The organism is Holophagaceae bacterium, assembly GCA_016720465.1.
GTDB lineage: Bacteria > Acidobacteriota > Holophagae > Holophagales > Holophagaceae > JANXPB01.
Genome location: JADKKO010000004.1, coordinates 1305190 through 1330658, shown reverse-complemented (window position 1 = coordinate 1330658; position 25469 = coordinate 1305190). Strand labels below are relative to the sequence as shown.

Genomic DNA, 25469 nt, shown 5'->3' with positions numbered 1-25469 from the left:
CCTGCGGGGACTGCCGCCTGGCGAGCCAGCCAGAAAAACATCGATTATTTCCCTCATGGGCCCTAAACGCCTTCCCTGCCAAATCCGAAGCCCAAATGCCCGTTCGGGGAGGCCTTTGATATGAATCGGAAAAAATTGTTCTTCATCGGTGGTGGCGTGGCCCTCGTGGCCCTCGTCAGTATCGGAGCGCTCACGCGCCGCGAGAAGGGAAACCCGGTGCAGGTCTCCACCGTGGGCAAGGAAAACCTGCAATCCAAGGTCAGCGCCAATGGCAAGGTCCAGGCCGTCAAGAAGGTGGACATCTCAGCCAACGTGATGGGCCGCGTCACCAGGCTTGCGGTCAAGGAAGGCGACGCGGTGAAGGCCGGGCAATTCCTCCTGGAGATCGATCCCAGCCGCTCCCAGGCCAGCACCCAAGGCTTGCAGGCCGGAGTGGAAGCCGCCGAGAGCGACCTCGCTTCCAGCCAGGCGCGGTTCAGCCAGGCCAAATCCGACTTTGCGCGGGCCGACGCCAACCGCAAGGCCGGCATCATTTCCCAGGCGGAGTTCGAGCAGACCCGCACCGCCATGTCCACGGCCCAGTCCGCCGTGCAGTCATCCCAGCGCCGGGTGGACCAGGCGAAGGCGGGCGTGCGCGAAGCCAAGGTGGGCCTCAACTACGCCACCATCAACAGCCCCATGGATGGCGTGGTGACCGCCCGGCGCATCGAGGTGGGCGAGACCGCGGTCATGGGAGTCCAGAATAGCGCCGGCACCGTGCTCATCACCGTTTCCGACATGAGCAAGGTCGAAGCCGAGATGGAAGTGGACGAAGCCTCGATCCCCAATGTGAGAACCGGCCAGACCGCCTCGGTCCATATCGACGCCTATCCCGGGCAGACCTTCCAGGGCGAGGTGACCGAAGTGGGCGGCAGCCCCATGCTTTCGCTGAGCCAGAACGAGGCCATCAAATTCAAGGTGAAGGTCTGGATCAAGAATCCGCCCATCACCATCAAGCCGGGCCTCAGCGCCCAGGCGGACATCTACACCGGCTCGAAGGACAATGCGGTCGCGGTGCCTTTCCAGGCGCTGGTGATGCGCGACATCAAGCCGAAACCCGGCGAGAAGGCAGCGCCCGGGGCCGCCAAGGAAGAGGAGGGCGTGTTCCTGATGGAAGCCGGGAAGGCCAAGTTCGTTGCCGTGAAGACCGGCCTCATGGGCGACCTCAATGTGGAAGTCGTCTCCGGACTCAAGGGCGGTGAAACGCTCATCAAGGGTCCAAACCGCATCCTGCGCGATCTGAAAAACGGCGACGAAGTGCACATCGACAAGTCCAAGAAGCCGGAAGACGACAAGAAGAAGAAGGATTAGGGCTCCGCCGCATGAACCCCCGTGAACTGATCCGCGTGGCGCTCCGCGCCATCCGCGCCCACAAGCTGCGCAGCTTCCTCACGCTGCTGGGCATCATCATCGGCGTCAGCACCATCGTGGCCGTGGTGGGGATCATCACGGGGCTGAACACCTACGTGAAGGACAAGATCATCGTCCTTTCGCCGGATGTCTACATCGTGACGAAGTTCGGCATCATCCGCAGCCGGGAGGAATTCATCCAGGCCATCAAGCGCCCGCCCATCACCTGGCAGGAGTACGAGCGCATCAGCGGCGGGACCCTCCGCCACGCCGCCGAGGTGAGCGCGGCCTCGGGCAGCGCCATGGCCGTGAACCGCGGCGACAAGCGCCTGCCGGACATCCGCGTGATCGGGACGACGCCGAATTTCGGCCGCCTGTTCAACCTGGACTACGAGGCCGGCGGCTATTTCTCGGAAGCGGAGAACACCGCCGCCCAGTACGTGGCCGTCATCGGCGCCGACACCCGGGACGAGCTGTTTCCCGGCGTGGACCCCATCGGCCACACGATCCTGATCAAGGGCCTTCCCTTCCAGGTCATCGGGCACATGCCCCGGCAGGGCCGCAGCATCGGCTTCAACCAGGACCAGCGCATCTACATACCGATCCAGGTCTACCGGAAGAACTACATGAAACCCCGGGACAGCCTGGAGATGCACATCAAGGCCCAGGGCGGCGTCGCGGGCATCGACGAATCCATCGACGAGGTGCGGGCCACCTTCAGGGCCATGCGCCACACCAGCTACAACTCGCCGGATCCTTTCGGCATCCTGACCCAGGAAAACCTGCAGGAGCTCTGGAAAGCCATCAGCCGCGTGGCGTTCATCCTGCTGATGCTCGTGAGCAGCGTGTCGCTGGGCGTCGGCGGCATCGTGATCATGAACATCATGCTGGTGAGCGTGGTGGAGCGCACCCAGGAAATCGGCGTCCGGCTGGCGATGGGCGCCCGGAAGCGCGACATCCGCCGCCAGTTCCTGCTGGAAGCCGCGCTGCTTTCGGCCTTCGGCGGCGTCATCGGCGTGCTGCTCGGGGCCGCCGCGGCCATGCTCGTCAAGCTGGCCACGGGCTTCCCCGCCGAAATCACCGCGGGCATCGTCCTGATGGGCGTGACACTCTCGACCCTGGTGGGCATCGCTGCGGGCTTCCTCCCGGCCTACCGGGCCTCCAACCTGCCCGTCATCGACGCGCTTCGAGCTGAGTGAACGGAGACAGCAGACACCATGGCCTCGCGGATAAAACCCAAAACCCTTCGCTCCATCGGCCCGGAGAACGTGAAGTTCGCGTTCCGGTCCATGGTTTCCCAGAAGCTGCGCAGCTTCCTGACGCTGCTGGGAATCGTGGCGGGAGTGGCGACGGTCATCTCCATGGTGAGCTTCGTGGTGGGCTTCAACAACGCGGTGACCGAGAGTTTTTCTTCCTTCGGAACCACGCTCGTCCAGTTCCAGAAATACGAGCCGCGCTTCGGCGGCGGCGGGCCGGTCCCCGAGGAGCAGCGCAAACGCAGGGATCTCACCATCGAAGATGCGGAGGCCCTGAAACGGCTGGGCACCCTCGCCATGGCCGTGAGCCAGGAGCGGTACCTTTTCGGTCCCGGCATCGCGACCGCCTCCGTGAAGAACGCATCGGGCAAGGAGGCCAACGGACCCACCATCTGCGGCACCAATCCCGACTATGCGCCTGGCAACAACTCCTTCGTCCAGGACGGGCGGTTCCTGGTGGACGCCGACCTGATCCACGCCAGCCGGACCTGCGTCATCGGCCCTGAAACCGCTGAAACGCTATTCCAGAAGAAGGACCCCATCAACCGCGAAGTCTTCATCAATGGCGTCCCCTTCCGCGTGGTGGGCCTGCTGGAGAAGAAAGGGAGCCTCTTCGGCGGCGATGCGGACAATATCCTGCTGATGCCCATCAGCACCTTCGATTCCATGTGGCCCCAGGTGAAGAACGGACATGGGGACACCATCCACATCGCCACGGTGCCCAAGGACCCGACCAAGATCCAGGAGATGACCGACCAGGAGGTGGCCATCCTCCGCGCCCGCCGCGGCCTGAAAGCGAGCGAGCCCAACGATTTCGCCATCTTCACCAGCGAAGCCCAGTTGAAGAGCTTCAACCAGATCACGTCGGGCATCGCGGGCGCCATGATCCTCATCGCCAGCATCGCCCTGCTGGTGGGCGGCGTCGGCGTGATGAACATCATGCTGGTGACCGTCACCGAGCGCACCCGCGAGATCGGTGTGCGGAAGGCCCTGGGCGCCACCCGCAATGACATCGCCATGCAGTTCCTGGTGGAGGCCGTGAGCCTCACCGGCATCGGCGGCGCCATCGGAATCGTGGTTGGCCTGGGCATTCCCATGCTGGTGAAGGTGATCTTCGACTTCCCCGCCGCCGCGCCGTTCTGGAGTGTCCTGCTGGGCTTCGGCGTCAGCACCGCCGTTGGCCTGGTCTTCGGCCTCTGGCCCGCCGTGAAGGCCGCCCGGCAGAATCCCATCGAAGCGCTACGGTACGAGTAGGGCGGGCGCGGTCAGTTCAAAAAAAATTGGAACCGCGAAATTACGCGAATGAACGCGAATCCGATTTCAGGTTCTGATACCGAATTGCGTTGAAAAAATTGGGAACCACAGATTCCGCAGATTCCACAGATTTAAAAAGCTCTTGGGGCGTCTCTGGTGATCGCGCGTGGCATGGAGCATGGGCCGTCACGGCTTGGCCGGGGCCGCGCGGCTTCGTCGCGCGGGTTTTCAGGGCGGCGGCGGCCTCAGGCCACTGGTGTGGAAGCGCCGCCGCCCTGAAAACCGCTGGGCCCATGTGGATCGGAAAGGGGGAGGGTTCTAAAGTTGACGGCACTGGCCACCAGTGAATCTGTGTGAATCTGTGGTTGTTTTTAATCCTTTGAATGCGTCTGGGTATTGAAACGCCGTGACACGGCGATGACCCGATGACCCTAAAAGGGTCATTTGCCATGGCGAAGTAAAAATGCGAAGCGGTTCGTTGACATCTGCGAATGGGTTCGTAATATGGTCCCAGATTCCTCAGGAGACCCTAGTGTCCAACGCTCCGATCCGTCCGTCCGATGGTGAGCTCGCCATCCTGCGGGTGCTCTGGAAGCGTGGCCCCTCCACAGTCCGGGACGTGCTCACCGAACTTTCGAAGGACCGGGACATGGGTTACACCACCGTCATGAAGCTCATGCAGATCATGGCGGTGAAAGGCCTGGTGGTGAGGGATGAGTCCGCGCGGACCCATATCTACCAGGCCGCCCAGGAGGAAGAACGCACCCAGTCCTTCCTCTTGAAGGAACTGATGGACAAGGCTTTCGATGGAAGCGCCGCATCGCTCGTGATGCGCGCGATCTCGTCGACGAAAGCCGATGAGCGTGAACTGGACGAAATCCAGGCTTTCCTGAAGCGTTTGAAGAAGGAGCGGTCATGAGCGGATTGCTCTCGAATCTCATGCTTCAGCGCCTGGGCCTCGCGGTCTTCCACGCTTTTTGGGAATTGGCCCTCGTGGGCCTGGTGGCGTGGGTGGGCCTCTTCTGCCTCCGCCATCGCAGCGCGCAGAGCCGCTACCTCTGGGCTTGCCTCTGCTTCCTCGCCATGGCGATCCTGCCCATGGCAACCTTCGGCTGGCTATGGGGCGTCCATCAAACCGTCCAGGGCGCGCTCGTGGATGGCGGTGCGATCCTTCCGTCCTTGACTATTAGGGGCGGTGGGGTGGCATTCCTGAATGCCGTCCGGACATCCGCCCCCTGGCTCGCTCTGGCCTGGTGCGCGGGGGCTGCGGCCATGCTCCTCCGCTTCGGTGGCGGCATGCTGTGGCTCGAGCGGACCTATTTGGCCCAGGCGAGTCCGGCCCCCGAGGCTCTGGCCACCACGTGCGGGCGTCTGGCCCAATCACTGAAGCTCTCCCGCACCGTCCGCATTTTGACGAGCCTGCGGGCTGAAACGCCCCTGGTGATCGGATGGTTGAGGCCCATCATCCTGGTGCCGAGTTCCGCCCTGCTGCATCTTTCCCCCGAAGCCCTGGAGGCTGTGCTGGCCCATGAGCTGGCGCACATCCATCGCGGGGACTATTTGATCAACCTCCTCCAGACCTTGGCGGAGTCCTTCCTTTTCTTCCACCCTGCCGCCTGGTGGCTCTCCCGCCAGATCCGGGAATTGCGGGAGCACTGCTGCGATGACGTAGCGGCCACCCTTTGCGGCGATCCCATGATCCTGGCCGAAGGGCTTTCCGCCCTCGAGCGCCTCCGGCAGACCCCCTATCCCGAACCAGAACCGGCTCTCGCAGCCGCCAAAGGACCTCTTATGCACCGAATCTTCCGTCTCATGCGCCCCCAGGATGTGCCTCTGCCGTCTCTCCGCGGCTTGGCCCTGCTGCTCGTGGGGGCCACCTTCCTCGGCGCCGCCACCTTCGCCGTCCAACAGGAATCCAGCAAAACCGCCAAAGCTCCGCGCAAAGCGCCTAGCGCTGCCTCCAAACCCAAAATCGACAAGGATGGCATCGCCAACATGGAGTTCGCCCAAGTCAAGATCCTCCACCGCCCCGAGACGCTGGCGTACCCCGCCGAAGCCAAGAAACAGGGCATCCAGGGCAAGGTGGTGGTCTCCCTCCTCATCGGCAAGGATGGCATTCCGGAATCGGCAGAGGCCGTGGAAGGCCCCGAGGCATTGCGATCGAGCGCGGCCGAGTATGCGAAGGAATGGCGATTCAAGCCCGTCAAGGTGGATGGCCAGGCCGCGAAGGCCCGTTTCAAATTGAGCATCGTCTTCCGCCTTCAGTGAGGCCGATCGACCGGCCGGGTCATCGTCAAAAAACTCCGGATGTCCGGTGGGGCGCGGGGCGGAATCCCTTGATGCAGGAAAGCGGTTCCGCCCCATCCGCAATCCTCGAGGCCCTGGACCTTGACGCATCGCCCGCCGGGATTCACCGCATCATCCACAGGCCCTACACTGGGAGTTTTCGGAGCCTCCATGCCTGTGCTCGACCGGGTGAAGAAGACCGTGCGCCGCGTGAAGGAATCTGTTTCAAACCATCAAGAACGCCACCGCCCGTCAGGCTTCCAGTTCGCGCTCTTCGACAGCGTGGCCATGCTGAGGCCAGACCACTGGGATCGCCTGACGGCGGATGAATCCGTCTATTTCAGCCGCAAATACCTGGAGGTGCTGGAAGCCAACGCCCCGGCCAACCTCCGCATGCACTACGCGCTGATCTACAAGGACGGAAAACCGCTGGCGGCGGTGGTGGCCCAGGCGGTCGAAGTGCGGGGCGACGCGGTGCCGCGGCCGGATATCCAGAAAGCCGCCCGGGCCTCCCTGGCGAGGGTGAAGGAGCGCATCCTCGTCTGCGGAAACCTGCTGTCCTGGGGCTTCCACGGCGTGGCCTCCGCGAAGGAGGCCGACCCTTCGGAGGTCTGGCCCGCGGTTGCCGAAGCCCTCTACCGCATCCGCCGCGCGGACAAGCTCTTCGGAGATACCGGCCTGGTCATGATCAAGGACCTGGACGGCGAGGTGGCTGCCAGCGCAGGCCCGCTCTCGCGATTCAATTACCGCCCCTTGGAAACGGAACCCAACATGGTGTTCCATGTGGACCCCAAATGGGGTTCTTTCGAGGACTATCTGAAGGATCTGCGCAGCGGCTACCGCAATGCCGCCAAGAAGGTGATGAAGGATTTCAGCGAGGCCGGTTGCACCCTGGAAGTCCTTGATGCGGAGGGCGTGAAGGCCCACCGGGACCTCATCCACGGGCTCTACCACCAGGTCCACGACCAGCAGAAATTGCGGCTCATCTCGTTGAATCCGGACTTCATCCCGGCCCTGGCGGAAACCTTCGGCGCTGGATTCCGCACCCGCATCGCCCGCGGCCTCGGCGGCGAGCCGGTGGGTTTCATCACGACGCTGAAGGATCAGGATGGCGCTGTAGGCTACTACATCGGCTTCGACAAGGAGGCCGCGGCACAGGGGACCCCCATCTACCTCCGCCTGTTGCAATGCACCATCGAAGATGCCATCGGGATGAAGGCCCGGTGGCTCTCCCTGGGCCGCACCGCCCTGCAGCCCAAGGCCCAGCTCGGCGCCCAGCCCGTCCCCCTGCGCTGCTATGTGCGCCACCGCATCCCCGCCATGAATGCGGTGGTGAGGGGTTTCTTGAATTTCATGCCCGAACCCGATACGGCGCCCGAGCGGAATCCGTTCAAATAAAAACAAGAACCGCGAAAGGCGCGAATTCACGCGAAATGATGCGCGAATGTTTCCGGGTTTGGATCGTGCGAAATCCTTGTCCCTGGTTATCAGGGCGCGGACATTTCCTTGATAAACATTTGGCAACTGCCGCACCAAGGTTTTTTCGCGTACTTTCGCGTTTTTCGCGGTTCCTTTTATTTCGATAGATAATGGGAAACCATGAACAACGACGAATTCCGGAGCCTGGGCCATCGATTCATTGACTGGGTGGCGGACTATCGCGCCAGCCTGCCTTTGTTTCCGGTGATGAGCCCCGCCCAGCCTGGCGAGATCCGCGCCAAACTGCCCAAATCGCCGCCGCTGCGCGGAGAGGGCCTGGGCGGCATTCTGCAGGATCTGGATGCCACGGTCCTGCCGGGCATCACCCACTGGAACCATCCAGGCTTCTTCGCGTACTTCCCCAGCAACACAAGCTACGCCTCGATCCTGGCGGACATCGTGGCCTCGGGCCTCGGCGTGCAGGGCATGAGCTGGCAGACCAGCCCCGCCGCCACGGAAGTCGAAGAGGTCGTCATGGATTGGCTGCGCCAGATGCTTGGCCTCAGCGAGGCCTTCACCGGCGTCATCCACGACACCGCCAGCACCGCCACGCTCTGCGCGCTGATCTGCGCCCGGGAGAAGACCAGCAATTTCGGCCAGGTCCGCAATGGCTTGCAGGGCGGCGCGTCGAAGCTGGTGGTCTACGCCTCGGACCAGAGCCACAGCTCCATCGAGAAGGCCTCGTTGTTGGCGGGGTTCGGAAAAGCCAATCTCCGCCTCATCGAAACGGACAAGGACCACGCTCTGCGGGTGGATTCCCTGCTCAAGGCCATCCAGGAGGACGTCGCCATGGGCAAGCGGCCCTGCGCGCTCGTGGCCTGCGTCGGCACCACCGCCACCACCGCTGTGGACCCCCTGCGGCAGCTCGCGGACATCGCGCAAAAGTACCGGCTTTGGCTCCATGTGGACGCAGCCATGGCGGGCAGCGCCATGATCCTGCCGGAGTGCCGCTGGATGTGGGAGGGCGTCGAAGCCGCCGATTCCATCGTGCTGAACCCCCACAAGTGGCTGGGCACGGGCTTCGACTTGTCTGCATATTATGCAAAGGATCCCCAGCACCTGATCCGCGTCATGGGCACCAATCCCAGCTATCTCCGCACCGCGCAGGATGACGAAGTGAAGAATTTCCGCGACTGGGGCATCCCGCTGGGCCGCCGCTTCCGCTCGCTCAAGCTCTGGTTCGTCCTGAGGGACCAGGGCGTGGAAGGCTTGCAGGCCAGGCTCCGCCGGGACATCGCCAACGCGGGGTGGCTGAAGGATCGGGTGGATGAAGCCCCGGACTGGGAGCGATTGGCCCCGGTGCCCCTGCAGACCCTGTGCATCCGCCACGTGCCCAAGGGCATGAAGGACGAAGCATTGATCCGGGCCCACAACATGGCCATCGCCGACGCCATCAACCAGGGCGGCCGCGCCTATCTCACCCCCTCGGTCCTGAAGGGCAAGAAGATGATCCGCGTCAGCATCGGCGCCGAGGGCACCGAGCGGCATGACGTGGAAGCTCTTTGGGCGCAGCTCCAGGATGTGGCGGACAGAGTGTGATGCCTTAGCTGGAAAAAGCATCCCGCGAAGGGCCGCGAATAGTCGCCATGTCCCGCGTATTAACTATGCTGATGCCGAAAAGGGGTGAAGGAAGGGCCGCGAAATCTCTTTCCTGATTACCCACAAATCTCAGCCTGAAATCGCTTGACACCAACCAGGTGAAAAGGGCCATGAATCCACAGATTCCACCGATTACACAGATTGAATGACACGAAAAGTGGAGAAAAGAAGTTCGCTCTTGGTAGGGAGCATGGGCCGCCCCGGCCCGGCCGGGGCCGCGCGACTTCGTCGTGCGGGTTTTCAGGGCGGCGGCGTTTCCGCACCAAAGGCGCGAGGCCGCCGCCGCCCTGAAAACCGGTTGGCCCATGCGGAGCAGAGAGGCTCCAGCTCTGCGAACGAAGTAAGCAGGAAGGCGCACTGCGCCTGACAGCTGGAGGGGGAAGATTGCTCCTTCCGGGCCGACGACACTTGGGAATCTGTGGATGAGTTTTTAATCGTGAAAAATAGGTAGCTGAACTTGCTTCGTAATCAGGATCTCTTTTGCCACACCAGCGCTTAGGCGACCAGGAGGTTCATCATGGACGAGCCTCGCGGATGGACGTCAGGCGGCCCGGCGCGGATCACACCTTGGTGCGAGCCCGTCGCCGGGCCGCCTGAATTTGCGGGCCTTCGGCCCACAGGCGCTACGCGCCTCGCGAAGCGATACCGCGTTGAATTCGCTTTTCGCGGCCCTTCGCCAGAGCGCAGCGACTTCGCGGCCCTTCGCGGGCACGCTTCCTCGGCTGAAGTTGGGGGATAATCCGGAAAATCTTGTCTTGGCGGTGAATTTGTTTCAAATATGAATGAACGCAACTTGGTATGACACCTAGGTGGCGGGGCCTGGGAAGCGCGCCGCGCCCCATGGCCCCGCCATCTCATCCTTTCGACTACTTCGTCTTCACCGGGTCCTTGGGCCGCGTGGGCAGGATCTTGGGCTCTTCCTTGATCTTCTTCAGGACTTCCTGGACCCCGCGTTCCAGTTGGGGATCGCGGCCCTGCAGGGCCAGGGCGGGCTCATCCTCCACCTCGATGTCGGGACTGACGCCCTCGCCTTCGATGATCCATTCGCCGGTGGGGGCGTTGGTGCCCTGCTGGGGCACGAACACCGTGCCCCCGTCGACCAGGGGGCCTGTGTTCGAGATGCCCACGACGCCGCCCCAGGTGCGCTTGCCGATGAGGGGGCCGATGCCCGCGAAGCGGAAGCGGTAGGGGAAGATGTCGCCGTCGGAGGCGCTGGTCTCGCTGGTGAGCGCCACCTGATGGCCGAAGAACACCTCGTTGGGGTAGGTCGCGGGATGGTCCGACCGGTAGCCGAAGCGCGTGCCCAGCAATTTGCGGCCCAGGCGCTCGATGATCATTTGCGAGACGTTCCCGCCCCCGTTGGCGCGCACATCCACCACCAGGCCTTCCTTCCGGATCTGCGGATAGAACCACTTGATGAATTCGTAGATGCCCGGCGCGCCCATGTCGGGAATGTGCAGGTAGCCCACCTTGCCGCCGCTCATGCGCTCCACCTTGGCTTTGGCGTCCTGCACGAATTCCAGGTAGCGCAACGAGGCCTCGCTCTCCACGGGCTTGTACGCGATCTTCCGCGCGCCTTCGAAGGCGGGCTTGCTGTTCACGGTGAGGGCCACCGAAAAAGTCTTGTTGCGGAGGAGCTTGTAGGGATCCTCGTTGGCTTTCAACTCCACGCCGTCGATGGCCAGCAGGTAGTCCCCTTCCCGCGCGTCCACACCGACTTCCGTGAGCGGGGACCGGTATTTCGCCTCCGCGTTCTGGCCGGCATAGATCTTGGCGATGCGGTAGCGTCCGGCGGCCTCGTCGAATTCCAGGCGCGCCCCAGGCAGCCCGACCTTCGCCCGTTCCGGCAGCAGGAAATCGCCGCCTTCCACATAGGTGTGGCCGATGCTGAGTTCGGAGATCAGCTCCGTGAGCAGGTAGGTGAGATCCGAGCGGTGGGTGACGTGCTGGAGCCAGGGGCGGTACTGCTCCTTGAGCGCCTTCCAGTCATATCCGTGCATATTATGCACATAAAAGAAATCACGGTAGCGCCGCCAGACTTCGTCGTAGACCTCGGCCCACTCCGCCTGGGGCACGCGGTCCGCATAAAGTTCCTTGGTGGACACGGTTTTCTTGTCCTTGGCATCGGACTTCACGTCAACTTCGATGAACCCGGACTGCTGGCGGACTAAAGCCTTCAGGCCGTCCTGGGACAGCGCGAAGCCCTGGATGTCCGCCGCCAGTTCGCTCTCCTTGCGCTTTTTCAGGTCGAAGATCCAGAGGCTCGGCTTGGCGTAGCTGTCCCGGCCGTAGAAGAAGGCACCGGCCTTGGTGTAGACCAGGTTTCCCTTCACCGCTTCCAGGCTGTTCAGGTTGTCCGCCGGGACGGGCACCCGGGCCACCCGCTGATCGAGCCCTTCCCAGTCGATGCGCATGGGTTCCACGGGCTTCTTGGGCTCGTCTTTCTTCTCGTCCTTCTTGTCCTCTTTTTTATCGTCCTTCTTGTCGGCGCCCACCTCATCGCTCTCGGGCGGGAAGGGATCGGCCACGTCCTTCCGCAGGGCCAGGGCGAAGATACCGGTGCGCCGGTTGCCGGCGAAATTCCATTCCAGATCGGAGATCTGGGGCGCGAAATCCCGCTCCGACAAGAAGTAGAGGTATTTGCCTTCGGGATCCCATACGGGCTCGGTGGCGTTGAACAGGTCGCCGCCCACCCGGTGGAGCTTGCCCTCGGCGAGGCTCCAGACATGGATGGAATTGAAGCGGTTGGCGTTCCCCAGCGAGAACGCCAGGAATTGGCTGTCCGGGGACCAGGCATAGTCCCCCACGCCGTCGTACTCGTCGTCCGCCACCTGCGCGAGCTTCTTGTCGGCCACGGAGAGCACGTAGACCTTGCCGTCCTTGTCGGAAAAGGCCAGGCGCTTGCCATCGGGACTCCAGCGCGGGGGACCGGTGATGGCCGCCTGGAGCGAGGAGGTCAGGGCTTCGGGTTTGGAGCTGCCGTCCTGGTCCAAGACATAGATCTGCTCTTCTCCACTCATGTCGGAGACGAATGCGATCTTCTTGCCGTCCGGGGACCAGGCCGCGAACTTGTCGTGGGCGCGGGAACTGTTGGTGAGGTTGCGCACGGGCCCCTTCTCGATGGGGGCCGTGAGCACATCGCCCCGGGCCACGAAGAGGGCCCGCTCGCCTTTGGGAGAAAGGCCGAAGGACTCGATGTTCTTGTCCACGGAAATGCGCGAGGGGCGGGACGCCCCGCCGTCGGTGGGGACGCGGATGGAGATGGCGCTATCGGAATGGGTCCGCAGATCCATGACATGGAGTTCGCCGTTCAGCTCGTAGACGATGCGGCCCTGGTGGTCCGTGGCAGGCCACCGCACATCCCAGGTCTTCTCGAAGGTGAGCTGCGATACCTGGTCCGTGCCCGGGTCCACGCTGAAGAGATTCAAGGTCCCATCGCGGTCCGAGGCGAAATAGACCTTGTCGCCGATCCACATGGGGTCGCGCTCCGTGCGCTTGGAATAGGCGACCTTTTTCTGCTGCTTCGTGGCCAGGTCGAAGACGAAGAGATCCTGGGCCCAGCCGCCCTGGTAGCGCTTCCAGTGGCGGAAGTCCCGGAAGAGCGGCGAGTAGACCAGGCGCTTGCCGTCCGGCGCGAAATCTCCGGCCCCGCTGCTGGGCATGGGCAGCATTTTCGACGGCCCGCCGCCCATGTCCACGGTGTAGAGCGCGCCGCGGCTGCGGACGCCATCCGCGTCCTGGGTGGAGCGGAACACCACGGACTTGCCGTCGGGCGTCCAGCCCATCACCTGGTGGTCATAGCCATGGCGCGGCGCCAGCGGGCCCGCGGCCGGATAGAAGGTGAGCTGGCGCGGCACGCCGCCTTCGCTGGGCATCACATAGACCTGCTCGTCCCCGTCGTACTGGCCCGTGAAGGCGATCCACCTGCCGTCGGGACTGTAGTGCGCGAAGAGTTCCAGCCCCGGATGCGCCGTGAGCCGGGTGGCCGTGCCGCCCGTGGCCGGCGCGGACCAGAGGTCGCCTCCATACGTGAAAGCCACCTTGTCGCCGTGGATGGCCGGGAAGCGCAGGAGCTTGGTCTGCGCCGCCAGCGGCGAGGCGGCCAAGGAAAAGGCGAGCAGGGAGAGCGTGCAAAGTTTGCGGTTCATGACACCTCCAGACGGACTTTCATGGATGCCCAGTATGACGAGGGTTCGACCCGTGGGATCATCCAGAAATGGATGCCCCCCTTTCGGTCAAACGCCTGTTGGAACAGATCAAGGCGCGCATCGAGGCGCCTTTTTCCGCGGTTTGCGTGGTGGGCGAGGTGTCCAACCTGCGGACTTCGGGCAAGCACTGGTACTTCACCCTGAAGGAAGAGGGCGCGGCGCTGCAATGCGCGGTGTGGGCGGGCTCGCAGCGGCTGCTGGGCCATGCGCCGCGGGATGGCGAACGGGTGGTGCTGAAGGGTTCCCTGAACCTCTACGTGGCCGGCGGATCGCTCACCTTGGCGGTCACCCACTGCGAAAAGGCCGGTGTCGGCGATCTCCAGGCCAGGCTGCGGCAGCTGGAAGCGGAGCTGCGGGCCGAAGGCCTGTTTGACGGGCCGAAGCGCCCCCTGCCCCGCTTCCCGAAGCGCCTCGGCATCGTGGCGGCCCTGGGCGGCGCGGCCCTGCGGGATGTGCTGGAAGTCTGCGCGAAACGGGCGCCGGGGCTGGATCTGCTTCTAGCCCCCGCGGCGGCCCAAGGGGACCGCTGCGTGCCGGAGAACCTCGCGGCCCTGCAGGAGGTCCAGGACGAGCACTGGGGCTGCGAGGCCATCCTGCTGGTGCGGGGCGGGGGCAGCCTGGAAGATCTCTGGGGCTTCAATGACCGGGACCTCGTGCGCGCGGTGGCCGGATGCCGGCTCCCCATCGTCACGGGGGTGGGGCATGAAATCGATACGACCCTGGTGGATCTCGCCGCGGATCTCCGCGCCGCCACCCCCAGCCACGCGGCGCTGGTGGCGACCCCGGATCTTGCAGCGCTCAAGGGCGAGGTCGGGCGGCGCGTGGATGCGCTCATGCATATTATGCAGTGGCGGCTGAGGGGCCTGGAAAGCACGCTGAACCTGCTCAGCGACAGCCCCGGCATGCGCGCCCTGCCCCAGGCCCTGGATCGCGGTGGCGCAAGGATCGCGGCGCTTTCCCACCGCCTCCAGCTCGCGGGAAGCGGCCTCGGCGCTTCGGCCCGCCTGGCCGATCTGCACCTGCGGCTGCACCTCGCCCATCCCCGGCAAAGGCTGGATCAGACCGCCCACAGGCTTGGACTGCTGCGCCAGCGCCTGCGCCATACCTCGAGCCTCACATCAGAAGCATCGACCCGGCCGCGGCTGCTGGAGTCCCTCCGGAGATTGAATCCCGCGATGGAGAACCTGGTGCTGCGACGGCGCCAACGCCTGGAATTGCTGAAGGCGAGCCTAGCGGGATTGGACCCGACAGGTCCCTTATCCAGGGGCTTTGTCCTCGTGCGAGATGAGCAGGGCCGGCCCATCACGTCCGCATCGACTGCACTCCCGGGCGGGATCGCACGCCTCCAGTGGCTCGACGGAGAGCGCACGGCGCGCTTTGAAGAGTGATCAGCGCTGCAGCACCAGCAGCGTCAGGTCGTCGTCCAGGGCCTGGCCTTCGGTGAATTCGGACACGGCGCCCAGGATGCTGGTGATGGAGCAATGCCCCGGCACGGCCAGCAGGGCTTCCAGGCGGTCTTCGCCGAAGAGTTCGCGGGCGGGCGAGGCGGCCTCGCTGAGGCCGTCGGTGTAGCAGATCAGGCTGTCGCCTTTCCCAAGGGTGCCCGAGCAGGCATCCAGGTTTTCTTCGAAACGTTCCAGGCTCAGGCCCACACCGAGACCCCGCGGAGCCAGGCGCTCCACGCGGCCATCCGCCCGGCAGAGGAAGGCCGGGGGATGCCCTGCCCTCACTAGTTCGAAAGCTCCGGTCAATGGATCGAATACGCCGTAGATGAGCGTGATGAACATGCGCTTGGAATGGATGTGCTTCTCGCACCAGATCTCGTTGAGCCGGATGGCGACATCCTTGGGGCAGCGCAGCACCTTGTCCAGCGCCGCCACGACGCCCTTGGTTTCGGCTGCATAAAATGCAGCGGAGGTGCCTTTGCCGCTCACGTCGGCGATGAGGAAAGCCAGGCGCCCGTCCGAAAGCCGGAACAGATCGTAATAATCCCCGGCCACGTCCTTGGCGGGAAGGATCGTGGCATGGACGGCCGCGGTGCCGGGCAGCATCGGAATATCCGGGAGCAGGTGCATTTGCACTTCCCGGGCCACGCGCAGTTCCTCTTCCATGGAGAGGCGTTGGTCGCGCTCTTTCTGGGAGGTCAAGAGGCGCTCGGCCATGAGGTTGAAGGCGGCTGCCAGCTTGCCCACCTGGTCCTTGGTGCGGGGCCTGATGCGCGCGCTGAAATCGCCGGCCGAGAGCCGCCCGACCCCCGCGAACAGGTCGTCCACGCTGCCGCCGAGCTGCCAGGCCAGGTAGAGCCCCATGAACAGCGCGATGAACTGGATGCCCGCCAGGACCATCAGCAGCATGGCCAGGCCCGCGATGATGGCGATGGTCTCGACGGATTGGTTTCCGCCTTCGCCCGTGAATCCGTAGCCCCGGATCAATTCCCGCAGGCTGGTCTCGGGCGTGGCGGTGAGCATCAGATCCTCGTGGCCGGTGCTCCAGTCCAGGATCTTCAGCCCCACCGCCGGAAGGCGGAAGGGATGGAAAGCGAAGGAGCCCTTCAGCGCGTCCCCCTGGGACCACGCTTCCATGGGTTTAATTTTTTCATCAGGAATGAAAGGTTGCAGATTCTGTTCCATGGGCGCGTTGTTCGCATCCCGGCCCTTGAAGGTGATGAATTCCTTCTTCCCGGCGGTCTCCGGCGTATGGTCCAGCCGGTAGGCCATGCGCCCGCCCCAGAGTTCCTTGCTGCGGGCCGCCAGGCTGCCCAGCGAAATGTTGAGCAGCCGGTAGTGGTCTCCCTCGGCGCTCACCGCGCGGAGGAAAATCCCCTTCCCCTTGATGGGCGCATTGTCGTTCCACACCAGGCCCACGAAATCCGGCTTCACGCCTTCCGGAAGCGTCTGGACCCTCGCCACCCACACGTCTCCAAGCAATTGGAGGTTCTGCCGGGCGATCTGGTCCGCGGGTTCCTGGCTGGCGGTCTTGATGGCCGCTTCCGCCGCCTTGATGTTGCCCTGCAGGGTGCGGCTCACCTGGCCTCCGATGCTCACCCAGCCCACGCTGACGAAGAGCAGGGAGAGCGTGAGCGCCGGCAGCACCGAGAGCAGGATGAGGATGAGCCAGAGGCGCCGGGACACCTTGAACATCCATTTCCGCCACGACCAGCGCAGGCCGAGGAAGCCCAGCACCGCGGCCGCGAGCCAGAAAGCGCAGCCCGAGGGCAGCATCAGGGCCAGGGGGCCGTGCAGGCCGGGCGTGAAGGCCAGCGCCGCATAGGGCAGGCCGAAGGCCAGGACGATCCAGGCCCAGCGCGGGCGCAAACGGGCCAGGAAATCCATCACGGCATCAGCATCCCGCCGTTGACGCCAAGCACCTGGCCCGTGACATAGGCGGCTTCATCCGATGCGAGGAACCCCACCGCCGCGGCGATGTCCGCGGGCGTGCCCATGCGGCCCAGCGGGATGCTCTTGGTGAATTCCGCCTTCACGTCGGGTGCGAGGCCGGCGGTCATCTCGGTCTCGACATAGCCCGGCGCGACCGCATTGGCGGTGACATTGCGCGAAGCCAGCTCCCGGGCCACGGATTTGGTCAGGCCGATGAGCCCGGCCTTGGCCGCCACGTAATTGCTCTGGCCCGCGTTGCCCATCTGGCCCACCACGGAGGCGATGTTGATGATGCGGCCCCAGCGCTGCTTCATCATGGGTTTGGTGGCCGCCTGGATGGCGGTCCAGGCGCCTTTGAGATTGGTGTCGATGACGGCGGAAAAGTCTTCTTCCTTCATCTGGATCAGCAGCTTGTCCCGGGTGATCCCCGCGTTGTTGACCAGGATGTGGATGGCGCCGTGGCGCTCCACCACCGCAGCCACGGCGGCCCGCACGCTCTCGCTGCTGGAGAGGTCCATGACCACGTGGTCGGCCTTTCCGCCATCGGCCTGGATGGCGGCGGCCACGCTTTGCAGTTTCGCCTCGGTGCGGGCGGCGCAGACCACCAGAGCGCCCTGCTTGGCCAGTTGCTTCGCGATGGCTTCGCCGATTCCCTGGGACGCACCCGTAACCAAGGCCACTTTGCCATTGAGATCAAACATGGAGACTCCTGAACTTCACTCAGTCTAACATTCGGCTGGGTAAAACCCGTCCTCAAGGAGGAATGCATGCGCGGTTTCAAGATGGTTTCCTGCGCTGTCTCGCTCACCTTCGCGGTCCTTGGTTCCGCCCAGGAAGTCCGCAACCCGAAGGTGGAATCGCTGCTCCGTTCCGTGGATGCCGCCCGCATCCATGCCACCGTGGCCAGGCTCGTGTCCTTCGGGACGCGCCATACGCTGTCGGAAACCGCTTCGGAAAGCCGCGGCATCGGCGCGGCGCGGCGCTACCTGGCCTCGGAATTCGGCGCCCTCGCCAAGCTCCCAGGTTCGCGCCTCCAGCCCTTCGAGGACCGCTTCACGGCCGATCCCGGCCCCCGCATCCCCAAAGCCGTGGAGCTCGTCAACGTCGGCGCGGTGCTTCCCGGAACCGATGCCTCGCGGACCAAGGAGGCCATCGTGCTCACCGGCCACTACGACACCCGGGCAAGCGGCGCGCTGGATGCTTCCAGCGATGCGCCCGGCGCCGTGGATGACGGCAGCGGCACGGCCCTCGCGCTGGAACTGGCCCGCGCAATGGCGGCGGAACGACCCGCCGTGGGCATCTATTTCATCGCGGTGGCAGGCGAGGAGCAAGGGCTGGTGGGCTCGACTCATCTGGCCAGGCGCCTGAAGGCCGAGGGGATCCGCGTGCTCGCGATGGTGAGCGTGGATGTGGCGGGCAACACCGAAGGCCAGGACGGCGTGAAGGACAACGTCCACGGGCGGCTCTGGTCCGAAGGCGTGAGCGTTTCTGAATCGCCGGAGGAGCGGCGGCTGCGCCAGTCCCTGGGCACCGAGAACGACGGCGCGGCGCGGGAATGGGCGCGCTACGTGGAGCGGGCGGCCGAGCGCTACGTGGAGAACCTGGATCTCCTCGTCATGCTGCGGCGGGACCGCATCGCGCGGGGCAGCGACCACATGAGCTTCGCCGCCGAGGGCTTCCCGGCCATCTGCCTGCGGGAGATGCACGAGCACTACGACCGCCAGCACCAGGATGTCAGGACCATCGAGGGACGCAGCTACGGCGATGATCTGGCGCACCTGGACGCCGCCTACACCGCCAAGCTCGCGAAGGGGCTGGGCGCGGCCCTCTGGCAGCTCTCCCACGCGCCCCAGGCCCCCGTGAACCTCACCCTCGGCGGCGCGGTGAGCCCCGATGCCAGGCTGCGCTGGACGCTTCCGGACGAGGCCCGCACCACCGCCATCCACCTGTTCCGGCGCCGCGCCGATGGCGTCGCCTGGCAGCGCATCCAGCGCTTTCCCAAAGCCAACTCGCTCGTGCTGAAGGATGTGCCGCCGGACAACGAGGTCTTCGCGGTCGCGGCCGTGGACGCCGACGGGAATGAAAGCCTGCCGGTGTACCCATCCAAACTGGAGTGACCGGCAGGCCTATTCCTTCTTCCGCAAACCCATGGTCACGGTGCCGGGATCCAGTTTTTCGCCTGGCTTCGTTATGGGGATGATGAGGCTCGGGCTGAACATCTCGCCGTCTACCCTCACCTTCAGGCTGGTGGCCTCGGGGGGCAGCATCGTGATGGTGCTGAAGCTGTCCATCATCTGCCGGGTGGAGGCGGTGATGGCGTAGGTCCGCGATTCGATCTGCGGCGACGCGGCCTCCACGGATTTGAAGCCGGCCCCAACGGACTGGATCTTCAGGCTCACAGTCTTGGCGTCGAGGCGTTCGGCCATGGCGACCAGGCCCGCGCCGGGATGGGCCGCGAGATTGGCTTTGAGTTTGTCCACGGCCACGGTCCATGGATCCGCCTGGACCTCGACGATGGCCGGTGGCAGCGCGGCGGCGGCTAGCAGGACGGGCAGCATGGGAAGCATAATTCCTCCTTGGTTGGTGATTGGATGTCCACCATGCCACCAAGGTTCCGAGCGCGCTAGCGGAGGCTTTCCAGCCACCGCGCCAGCAGCGATAAATCCGCCATGGGCGTCGAATCGTTGTAGGCCCTCAAAGCGTTGGAGCCGTTGAGCTCGGCTCGGGGCCGGGTCTCCTTCCGAAGCAGGTGGTTGGCATCCTTGAGTTCGATGACCTTCGGCTTGAGGGACTCGGGCAGCATGCCGGGCCTCCAGGCCTGCACATCCTTGTCGCCCCAGACGATGGCCATGGGCGCGGCCACGCGCTCGGCCATGGCCATGGGCTCCAGGTCCATGGTGGACCGCACGAAGCCTGCGGTCTCGGGACGCATGAAGGACTTGGGCAGGTTCGCGATGCCTGGGTGGACGCCTGCCTTCGCCGCGGGCGCTTCGCTCTTCCCCGTGCGGAGGGCGTCGAGCATGGCGTCGACGAATTCCAGATTCACGGCTTTGGCGTCCGGCGGAAGCTGGGCTTCGATCTGGGCGCGGATGGTTTTCGCCAGGCTCTGGCCCGGCAGGCCAAGGAGCAGCAGCGCGTCCGCATCCTTGGCCGCGATGAGCGAGAGCAGCGCGCCCTCGCTGTGGCCGACGAGCAGCAGTTTCCTGCCCTTGGCTTCCGGCAGGGCCCGGGCCGCGCGGAGGGCCGCCTGGATGTCGCCCACCTGGGCGTCCAGGGAGATGTCCAGTTTGGGGTCCCTGGAACCGATGAAGCGCTTGTCGTAGCGCAGCGAGCCGATGTTCCGGGCCTGCAGCCACAGCGCGAAGTCGCGGCCCGCATGGCCGAGGGAGGCCACGCTGCTCGCCCAGTTCCGGTCCGTGGGGCCGCTGCCTGCCACCATCACCGCGAAATAAGGATGGGCTCCGGCAGACGCAGCCCCCTCGTCCGCGGCGGGGAGCACGCTGGCCTTCAACGGAAAGGCGTTGAAGCCGGGAAAAGCGATCTCGCGGCCGGCGGCCGGGGCCTTCTCGGCCTGCGCTGGAACGTGAAGCATGGGCATGAACATGGCTGCGTCCTGGTCAAATGTTCAGCGGCGGCCGAAATGCATATTATTCAACTTTATTCGTACTTATTCATGATTCCAATTGCTAGCCCAACTGCGCCAGATCCTCGGGTCCGCCGATGCTGAGGGCTCTGATCTCGATGCCCGCTTCCTTGGCCTGGCGCTTGGCGAGGCCGCCCAGGACCTTGCCCGGGCCGAGTTCGATGAAGGTGGTGACGCCTTGCTCCAGCAGCAGCGCCAGCGTGGCCTCCCACCGCACGGCGCCGGAAATCTGGCGCACCAGGCCGTCACGCAGGGCCCCGGGCTCGCTCACGACCGCCGCATCCACGTTGTTCACCAGGGGGCAGATGGGATCCGCGAAGGCCAGCCCGCCAAGGACCGGAGCCATGTGCGCCTGGGCCGGCTCCATCAGCGGACTGTGGAAGGGGGCGCTCACCGGGAGCTTCATCATCTTGCGTCCGCCCCGGGCCTTGGCCGCCTCCATGGCCGCCTCCACGGCCTCGGCATGGCCCGCGATCACGATCTGGCCTGGCCCGTTGAAGTTGGCGGGAACCACGATCCTTCCGCTCGTCTGCGAGCCTTCCCGGCAGGCGGCTTCGACCTCCGCCGCGCCCATGCCGAGGATCGCCGCCATGGCCCCCACGCCCACGGGCACCGCCGTCTGCATGGCGCGGCCGCGCTCCCGGACCGTCTTGACTGCGTCCTGGAAAGCCAGCGCTCCGATGGCCACCAGCGCGGAGTATTCGCCCAGGGAATGGCCCGCGGCGAAATCCGCCTTGGGCAGGCGGTGCGAGTAGGCGCGGACCACCATGATGGAGTGGGTCAGGATGGCGGGCTGGGTGTGTTCGGTGAGTTTCAAGGTCTCTTCGGGCCCCTCGGCCATGAGCCGGGAAAGGTCGAACCCGAGCGCGGCGTCAGCCTCCCGCAGAACCGCCTTCGCCTCAGGCTCGGCTTCGGCCAGCGGAACTCCCATCCCCACAGACTGCGAGCCCTGCCCTGGAAACAGCCAAGCGACTTTGCTCATCGAGTGCTCCGATTGCTCCGATTTCAGGCTTTCGGCGTCAACTTCGCCAGATGGGCCTGGATGCGTTTGTTGATCCCGTGCTCGGTGGATTTCAGCGCCGCGCCGATGGCGTTCCGCACGGCGTGCGAATCGCTGGAGCCGTGGCCGATGACCGACACGCCCTTGATGCCCAGCAGCGGCAAGCCGCCGTATTCCCGGTAGTCCAGCTGCTTGAAGAACTCCTGGAGCGCGGGCTTCACCAGCGCCGCCCCGGCCTTGGCCCTGAGGCTCGAGGTGAGCGCGGTGCGGAGTCCTTCCTTGATGAGCTTGGCCATGCCCTCGGCGCTTTTCAGCACGATGTTGCCCACGAAGCCATCGCAGGCGATGACATCGAAACGGCCGTTCCAGATGTCCCGCCCCTCGGCGTTGCCGATGAAGTTGAGGCCCATCTCCCGCAGCAGGGACGCGGCTTCCAGGGTCACATCCGTGCCCTTGCTGTCCTCTTCGCCCACGCTCAGGATGCCGACCCGCGGCGTCGCGATCCCGAGCACCTTCTCGGCGTACACCGAGGCCATCAGGCCGAAACAGGCGATGTGCTCCGCGCGGGAATCGATGTTGGCGCCCACTTCCATGAACACCGTGGGGCTGCCGGTGAGGTTCGGCATCAGGCTCGCGAGGCCCGGCCGCTCCACCCCTTCGAGCTTCCCGATCACCAGCGTGCTGGCCATCATCGCGGCGCCCGTATGGCCCATGCTCACCATGCCGTCGGCCATGCCGTCGCGCACCAGTTGGGCTGCCACGCGGATGGAGCTGTCCTTCTTCTCCTTCAGGATGACCTTGGGCGCATCCTCGAAGGTGACGACGGAGCCCGCGTGGACCACGTTGAGGCGGTTCATCAGCTCGGACGTCCAGCCGGAGCCCGGCCGCGACATCAACGACTCCAGCAGGGCCTTGTCCCCCACCAGGTGGAGGAAAAGACCCTGCCAGGCTTTGAGCGCCTCCTGGGCGCCATGCAATGTGGCATCCGGGGCGTTGTCGCCCCCCATGACGTCGAGCGCTATTCGATGGACCGACCGAACCGCCTGCTCAGCATGGACCGACAATCGCGGATCAGGCCGTGGCTACGTGGACGGCCTTCTTCCCGCGGTAGAAGCCGCAGGAAGGGCACACGCGGTGCGGCATCTTGGAGGTGCCGCAATTGGAGCAGCTCGTGGCGCTGTGGGTTTCCAGGCTGTCGTGGGTGCGGCGGCGGTCGCGGCGGGCCCTGCTGTGGCGTCGCTTTGGATTGGGCATGGGGAGCTCCTATTCGTCCTTCGGGGTGGTGGCTTCTTGCTTGCTAGGTTCAATCATCCAGCTTGAGGCTGGGCCGGATGTTCGCGAGGGCCTTGGCCAGAGGGCTGGGTTCCTTCTCATAGGATACCGAAGCATTCAGCGTGCCGCGGAAAAGACAGGTGTCGAAATTCGCGCATTTGCCTTTTTCGGTGTCCAGGCAGGTGGGCGCCATGGACCGGCCCAGCATCAATTGCTGCCGGACCAATTCCAGCTCTTCGACATGGTCGGATTCAAGGAAGACCAGGTCCAGATCCTGGCTGCCCAGCGAGTGGGAGCCGCCCTGCCGGAGTTCCGCCTCCCGGCTGCCGAGGAACTGGGCGTGGACATCGAGGGGCACCTCGATGGGAGCCAGGCAGCGGGAGCACGAGGTTTCCCAGGTGCCCTTGCCGGAGACATCGAGGAAGACGTCCTTGTTGCTGGGCTGCGCGAAGACGCTCCAGGTGACATCCGTGAAAGCCTCGGGCTGGCCGGTGAGCGCCTCGACAGCTTCCGCCTTGCGGTCGCTGCCAAGCTCCAGCCGCGCGGTGGTGCCGCGCTCGCGAAGGCCCTCGTCGGGCAGACGGGAGAGATCGATCATTTTTCGGGCTTCGCTTCGGGCGCGGCGCCGCCGGCGGGAGCCGGGCCCTTGCCGCTGCCGGTGGCAGGCCCGCCGGAGATTTCACCGGGCTTGCGGGTGTACTTGGGCCGGTCTTCCTGGTTGTTGGGATCGCCCAGGGTGGCGATTTCATAGCCGACCTTGCTGCATTTGCCTTCGAAAGGCTGGTCGAAGCCGTCCCTCGAAGGCGTGTTGGCGGGAATCATGTTCTCCTTCACCAGGGGCGAACCCGCGTCCACCATGGCTTCGAAGCTGCCGAAATCCGGGTACTTGCCGTGCTTCATGTAGTACTGGTCGATGCCCTCCCCCACAATCTTCAGGGTGCTCTGGGATGTCAGGTGGTGGGCCCTGGCGGTGAATTCCTGGTATTTCCTGAATCCAAGCGTGCTGATGACCGCGATGATCATCATCGCGACCAGGAGCTCTAACAGCGAAAAGCCTTTTTGGGTCTTGCGTCGGGTCATGGATAAATCTCCTCGGATGAAGGGCACCCAAGCATTCCAGTGTGCCATAGATGGCAGAAGTGACAAGGATTGATGTTGGGCTGGCGAGCTGTCAGCTCCAACCCTGGCCGATGGCTCATGGCTCCATGAGGGGCCATGGGCTCAAGCATCGGAACCCTCTTCTTCGGCTTCCACTTCCACATTCGGGGGGAAATCCTTGGGCCATGGGAATTTCCTCGGCAGAGCCTCGATCCCCCCCAGATGCCCCAGCCAGTAGCGGTAGGCCCGGAAGGTCATGCCCAGGTGCTTGGCGGCCTTGGTGCGGTTGCCGTTCTGCTCCATCAGGCCCTGGTGCAGGAAATAACCCTTGAGCACCGTGAGGTAGGCCTCCAGGTCGAAGCCCCCCGCTGGGATGGCGAGCGCCGGCGCCGTCGGGCATTCGGGGCCGCGCTCCACATCGTTCAGCAGGTTGTCGGGGAATAGATCCTTGCCGATGGCGCCGCCCGGATTCAGCGCGACGCACCGCTCCATCAGGTTCTCCAATTCCCGCACATTGCCCGGAAACCGGTAGCGCTCCAACACGCGGAGCGCGTCGGGCTGCAGGTACATCGAGGGTTTGTTGAGCTTCAGGCTGGAGCGGCGCAGGAAATGCTCGATGAGCACCGGCAGATCCTCGCGGCGGTCCCTCAAGGGCGGCAATTCGATGTTCAGGATGTTCAGGCGGTAGTAGAGATCCTCCCGGAACTTGCCCTCTTCGGTGCGCTCCCGCAGATTGCGGTTCGAGGCCCCGATGACCCGCACATCCACGGAGCGCTCCTCCGTGGCCCCGAGCCTCCGCAGCTTCCGCTCCTGCAGCACGCGCAGCAGTTTCACTTGCAAGGGCAGCGGCATCTCGCCGATCTCATCCAGGAACAGGAAGCCGCCATTGGCTTCTTCGAAGAGGCCGCGCTTCACGCCCGTGGCACCCGTGAAGGCGCCCTTTTCATAGCCGAACAGTTCCGATTCCAGCAGGGCCTCCGGCAGCGCCCCGCAGTTCACGGGAATGAAAGGCCCCGGGCCCCGCTCGGAATAGCGATGGACGAGGCGCGCCACGATCTCCTTGCCCGTGCCGCTTTCGCCGGTGATGAGAACCGTTGTGTCGGCGCGGGCGATCTTCCCCACCAGGGCCTGGATCTTGCGGATGGTGTCACCAACGCCCACCAGATCGCCGATATCCGAGATCTCATGGCTCGGGCCTGGCGCGGACTCCTGGAAGATGCCATGCAAGACCTTCGTCAACTCGGCGATGTCGTTCTTGGTCTTGGTGAGGAAGTCCACGGCCCCGAGATTCAAAGCCTGGACGGTGGTTTCCGTGGTGGCGAAGGCGGTGAGGATGACTGCGGGGACCGCGAAGCTTTTCTCTTTCATCCAGGTGAGCAGTTCGATGGCGGTGCCGTCCCCCAGCCGGAGATCCGAGACCAGGGCGTCGAAGCGGTCGCCCTCCAGGGCGATGCGGGCCTCGCTCAGGGAGCCGACCGCCTTGGTCTGGAAACCTTGAGGGGCCAGGCCCATCTCCAGCACCTCGCGGAAACTGGGTTCGTCCTCCACGATCAGGACTTGTTTTTTTGCGGATATCGCACTCATGGGCCATCCAGAAAGGTGACGCAG

At 64.7% G+C, this 25469-nt stretch carries 20 protein-coding genes; 9 read left to right on the top strand and 11 right to left on the bottom strand.

Annotated features, from left to right (window positions below):
• Positions 1 to 120 precede the first annotated feature (120 nt).
• From IPQ13_13225 to IPQ13_13195, 7 genes are all read left to right on the top strand, one after another.
• The gene (locus IPQ13_13225; protein ID MBL0211851.1) at positions 121 to 1350 is read left to right on the top strand and encodes an efflux RND transporter periplasmic adaptor subunit; all 1230 of its coding nucleotides are present in this window, start codon (positions 121 to 123) and stop codon (positions 1348 to 1350) included.
• Positions 1351 to 1361: 11 nt separating this feature from the next.
• A complete protein-coding gene (locus tag IPQ13_13220) occupies positions 1362 to 2588 on the top strand; it encodes an ABC transporter permease (GenBank protein MBL0211850.1) in 1227 nt (408 codons plus the stop codon).
• 18 nt (positions 2589 to 2606) lie between these two features.
• Positions 2607 to 3899 carry an ABC transporter permease gene (locus IPQ13_13215; protein MBL0211849.1) on the top strand — a complete coding sequence of 431 codons (1293 nt, stop codon included), beginning with the start codon at positions 2607 to 2609 and terminating at the stop codon, positions 3897 to 3899.
• Positions 3900 to 4362: 463 nt separating this feature from the next.
• On the top strand, positions 4363 to 4818 hold the full coding sequence (locus IPQ13_13210; GenBank protein MBL0211848.1) for a BlaI/MecI/CopY family transcriptional regulator: 456 nt from the start codon (positions 4363 to 4365) through the stop codon (positions 4816 to 4818).
• On the top strand, positions 4815 to 6167 hold the full coding sequence (locus IPQ13_13205) for a M56 family metallopeptidase (protein ID MBL0211847.1): 1353 nt from the start codon (positions 4815 to 4817) through the stop codon (positions 6165 to 6167). The genes IPQ13_13210 and IPQ13_13205 overlap by 4 nt, the downstream gene beginning before the upstream one ends.
• A gap of 189 nt (positions 6168 to 6356) precedes the next feature.
• Complete coding sequence (locus IPQ13_13200) at positions 6357 to 7583, top strand: GNAT family N-acetyltransferase (protein MBL0211846.1); 1227 nt, start codon at positions 6357 to 6359, stop codon at positions 7581 to 7583.
• A 201-nt stretch (positions 7584 to 7784) separates the two neighbouring features.
• Entirely contained in the window at positions 7785 to 9203 is a 1419-nt protein-coding gene (locus IPQ13_13195; protein ID MBL0211845.1) for an aminotransferase class V-fold PLP-dependent enzyme, read from the top strand.
• 926 nt (positions 9204 to 10129) lie between these two features.
• Here the strand turns inward: IPQ13_13195 and IPQ13_13190 are convergent.
• Positions 10130 to 13411, bottom strand: coding sequence for a PD40 domain-containing protein (locus IPQ13_13190; GenBank protein MBL0211844.1), 3282 nt, complete (start codon positions 13409 to 13411; stop codon positions 10130 to 10132).
• A 68-nt stretch (positions 13412 to 13479) separates the two neighbouring features.
• Here IPQ13_13190 and xseA point away from each other — a divergent pair, with 68 nt between their 5' ends.
• A complete protein-coding gene (xseA, locus tag IPQ13_13185; GenBank protein MBL0211843.1) occupies positions 13480 to 14859 on the top strand; it encodes an exodeoxyribonuclease VII large subunit in 1380 nt (459 codons plus the stop codon).
• On the opposite strand, the gene IPQ13_13180 is transcribed toward xseA, so the two are convergent.
• Positions 14860 to 16803 (bottom strand): SpoIIE family protein phosphatase, encoded by a 1944-nt coding sequence (locus IPQ13_13180; GenBank protein MBL0211842.1) that lies wholly within the window; start codon positions 16801 to 16803, stop codon positions 14860 to 14862.
• The gene (gene fabG / locus IPQ13_13175) at positions 16803 to 17549 is read right to left on the bottom strand and encodes a 3-oxoacyl-[acyl-carrier-protein] reductase (protein ID MBL0211841.1); all 747 of its coding nucleotides are present in this window, start codon (positions 17547 to 17549) and stop codon (positions 16803 to 16805) included. Before fabG ends, IPQ13_13180 begins: the two co-directional genes overlap by 1 nt.
• A gap of 66 nt (positions 17550 to 17615) precedes the next feature.
• Here fabG and IPQ13_13170 point away from each other — a divergent pair, with 66 nt between their 5' ends.
• Positions 17616 to 18965 carry a M20/M25/M40 family metallo-hydrolase gene (locus tag IPQ13_13170; GenBank protein ID MBL0211840.1) on the top strand — a complete coding sequence of 450 codons (1350 nt, stop codon included), beginning with the start codon at positions 17616 to 17618 and terminating at the stop codon, positions 18963 to 18965.
• Positions 18966 to 18974: 9 nt separating this feature from the next.
• Here IPQ13_13170 and IPQ13_13165 read toward each other — a convergent pair whose 3' ends face one another.
• The 8 genes from IPQ13_13165 to IPQ13_13130 all read right to left on the bottom strand — a co-directional run bounded on the left by IPQ13_13165 (position 18975) and on the right by IPQ13_13130 (position 25445).
• Positions 18975 to 19415, bottom strand: a complete 441-nt coding sequence (locus IPQ13_13165) for a hypothetical protein (protein ID MBL0211839.1) — start codon at positions 19413 to 19415, stop codon at positions 18975 to 18977.
• 56 nt (positions 19416 to 19471) lie between these two features.
• Complete coding sequence (locus IPQ13_13160) at positions 19472 to 20452, bottom strand: alpha/beta fold hydrolase (GenBank protein ID MBL0211838.1); 981 nt, start codon at positions 20450 to 20452, stop codon at positions 19472 to 19474.
• Positions 20453 to 20534: 82 nt separating this feature from the next.
• Positions 20535 to 21473 carry an ACP S-malonyltransferase gene (gene fabD, locus IPQ13_13155; protein MBL0211837.1) on the bottom strand — a complete coding sequence of 313 codons (939 nt, stop codon included), beginning with the start codon at positions 21471 to 21473 and terminating at the stop codon, positions 20535 to 20537.
• Between the two features lie 23 nt (positions 21474 to 21496).
• Entirely contained in the window at positions 21497 to 22498 is a 1002-nt protein-coding gene (gene plsX, locus IPQ13_13150; protein ID MBL0211836.1) for a phosphate acyltransferase PlsX, read from the bottom strand.
• 64 nt (positions 22499 to 22562) lie between these two features.
• Positions 22563 to 22745: a 50S ribosomal protein L32 gene (gene rpmF / locus IPQ13_13145; protein ID MBL0211835.1), complete on the bottom strand. Its 183-nt coding sequence runs from the start codon at positions 22743 to 22745 to the stop codon at positions 22563 to 22565.
• Between the two features lie 49 nt (positions 22746 to 22794).
• Positions 22795 to 23361 carry a DUF177 domain-containing protein gene (locus IPQ13_13140; GenBank protein ID MBL0211834.1) on the bottom strand — a complete coding sequence of 189 codons (567 nt, stop codon included), beginning with the start codon at positions 23359 to 23361 and terminating at the stop codon, positions 22795 to 22797.
• Positions 23358 to 23843, bottom strand: coding sequence for a type II secretion system protein (locus IPQ13_13135; protein MBL0211833.1), 486 nt, complete (start codon positions 23841 to 23843; stop codon positions 23358 to 23360). The genes IPQ13_13140 and IPQ13_13135 overlap by 4 nt, the downstream gene beginning before the upstream one ends.
• Before the next feature lie 141 nt (positions 23844 to 23984).
• Positions 23985 to 25445: a sigma-54-dependent Fis family transcriptional regulator gene (locus IPQ13_13130; GenBank protein MBL0211832.1), complete on the bottom strand. Its 1461-nt coding sequence runs from the start codon at positions 25443 to 25445 to the stop codon at positions 23985 to 23987.
• Positions 25446 to 25469: the final 24 nt, after the last annotated feature.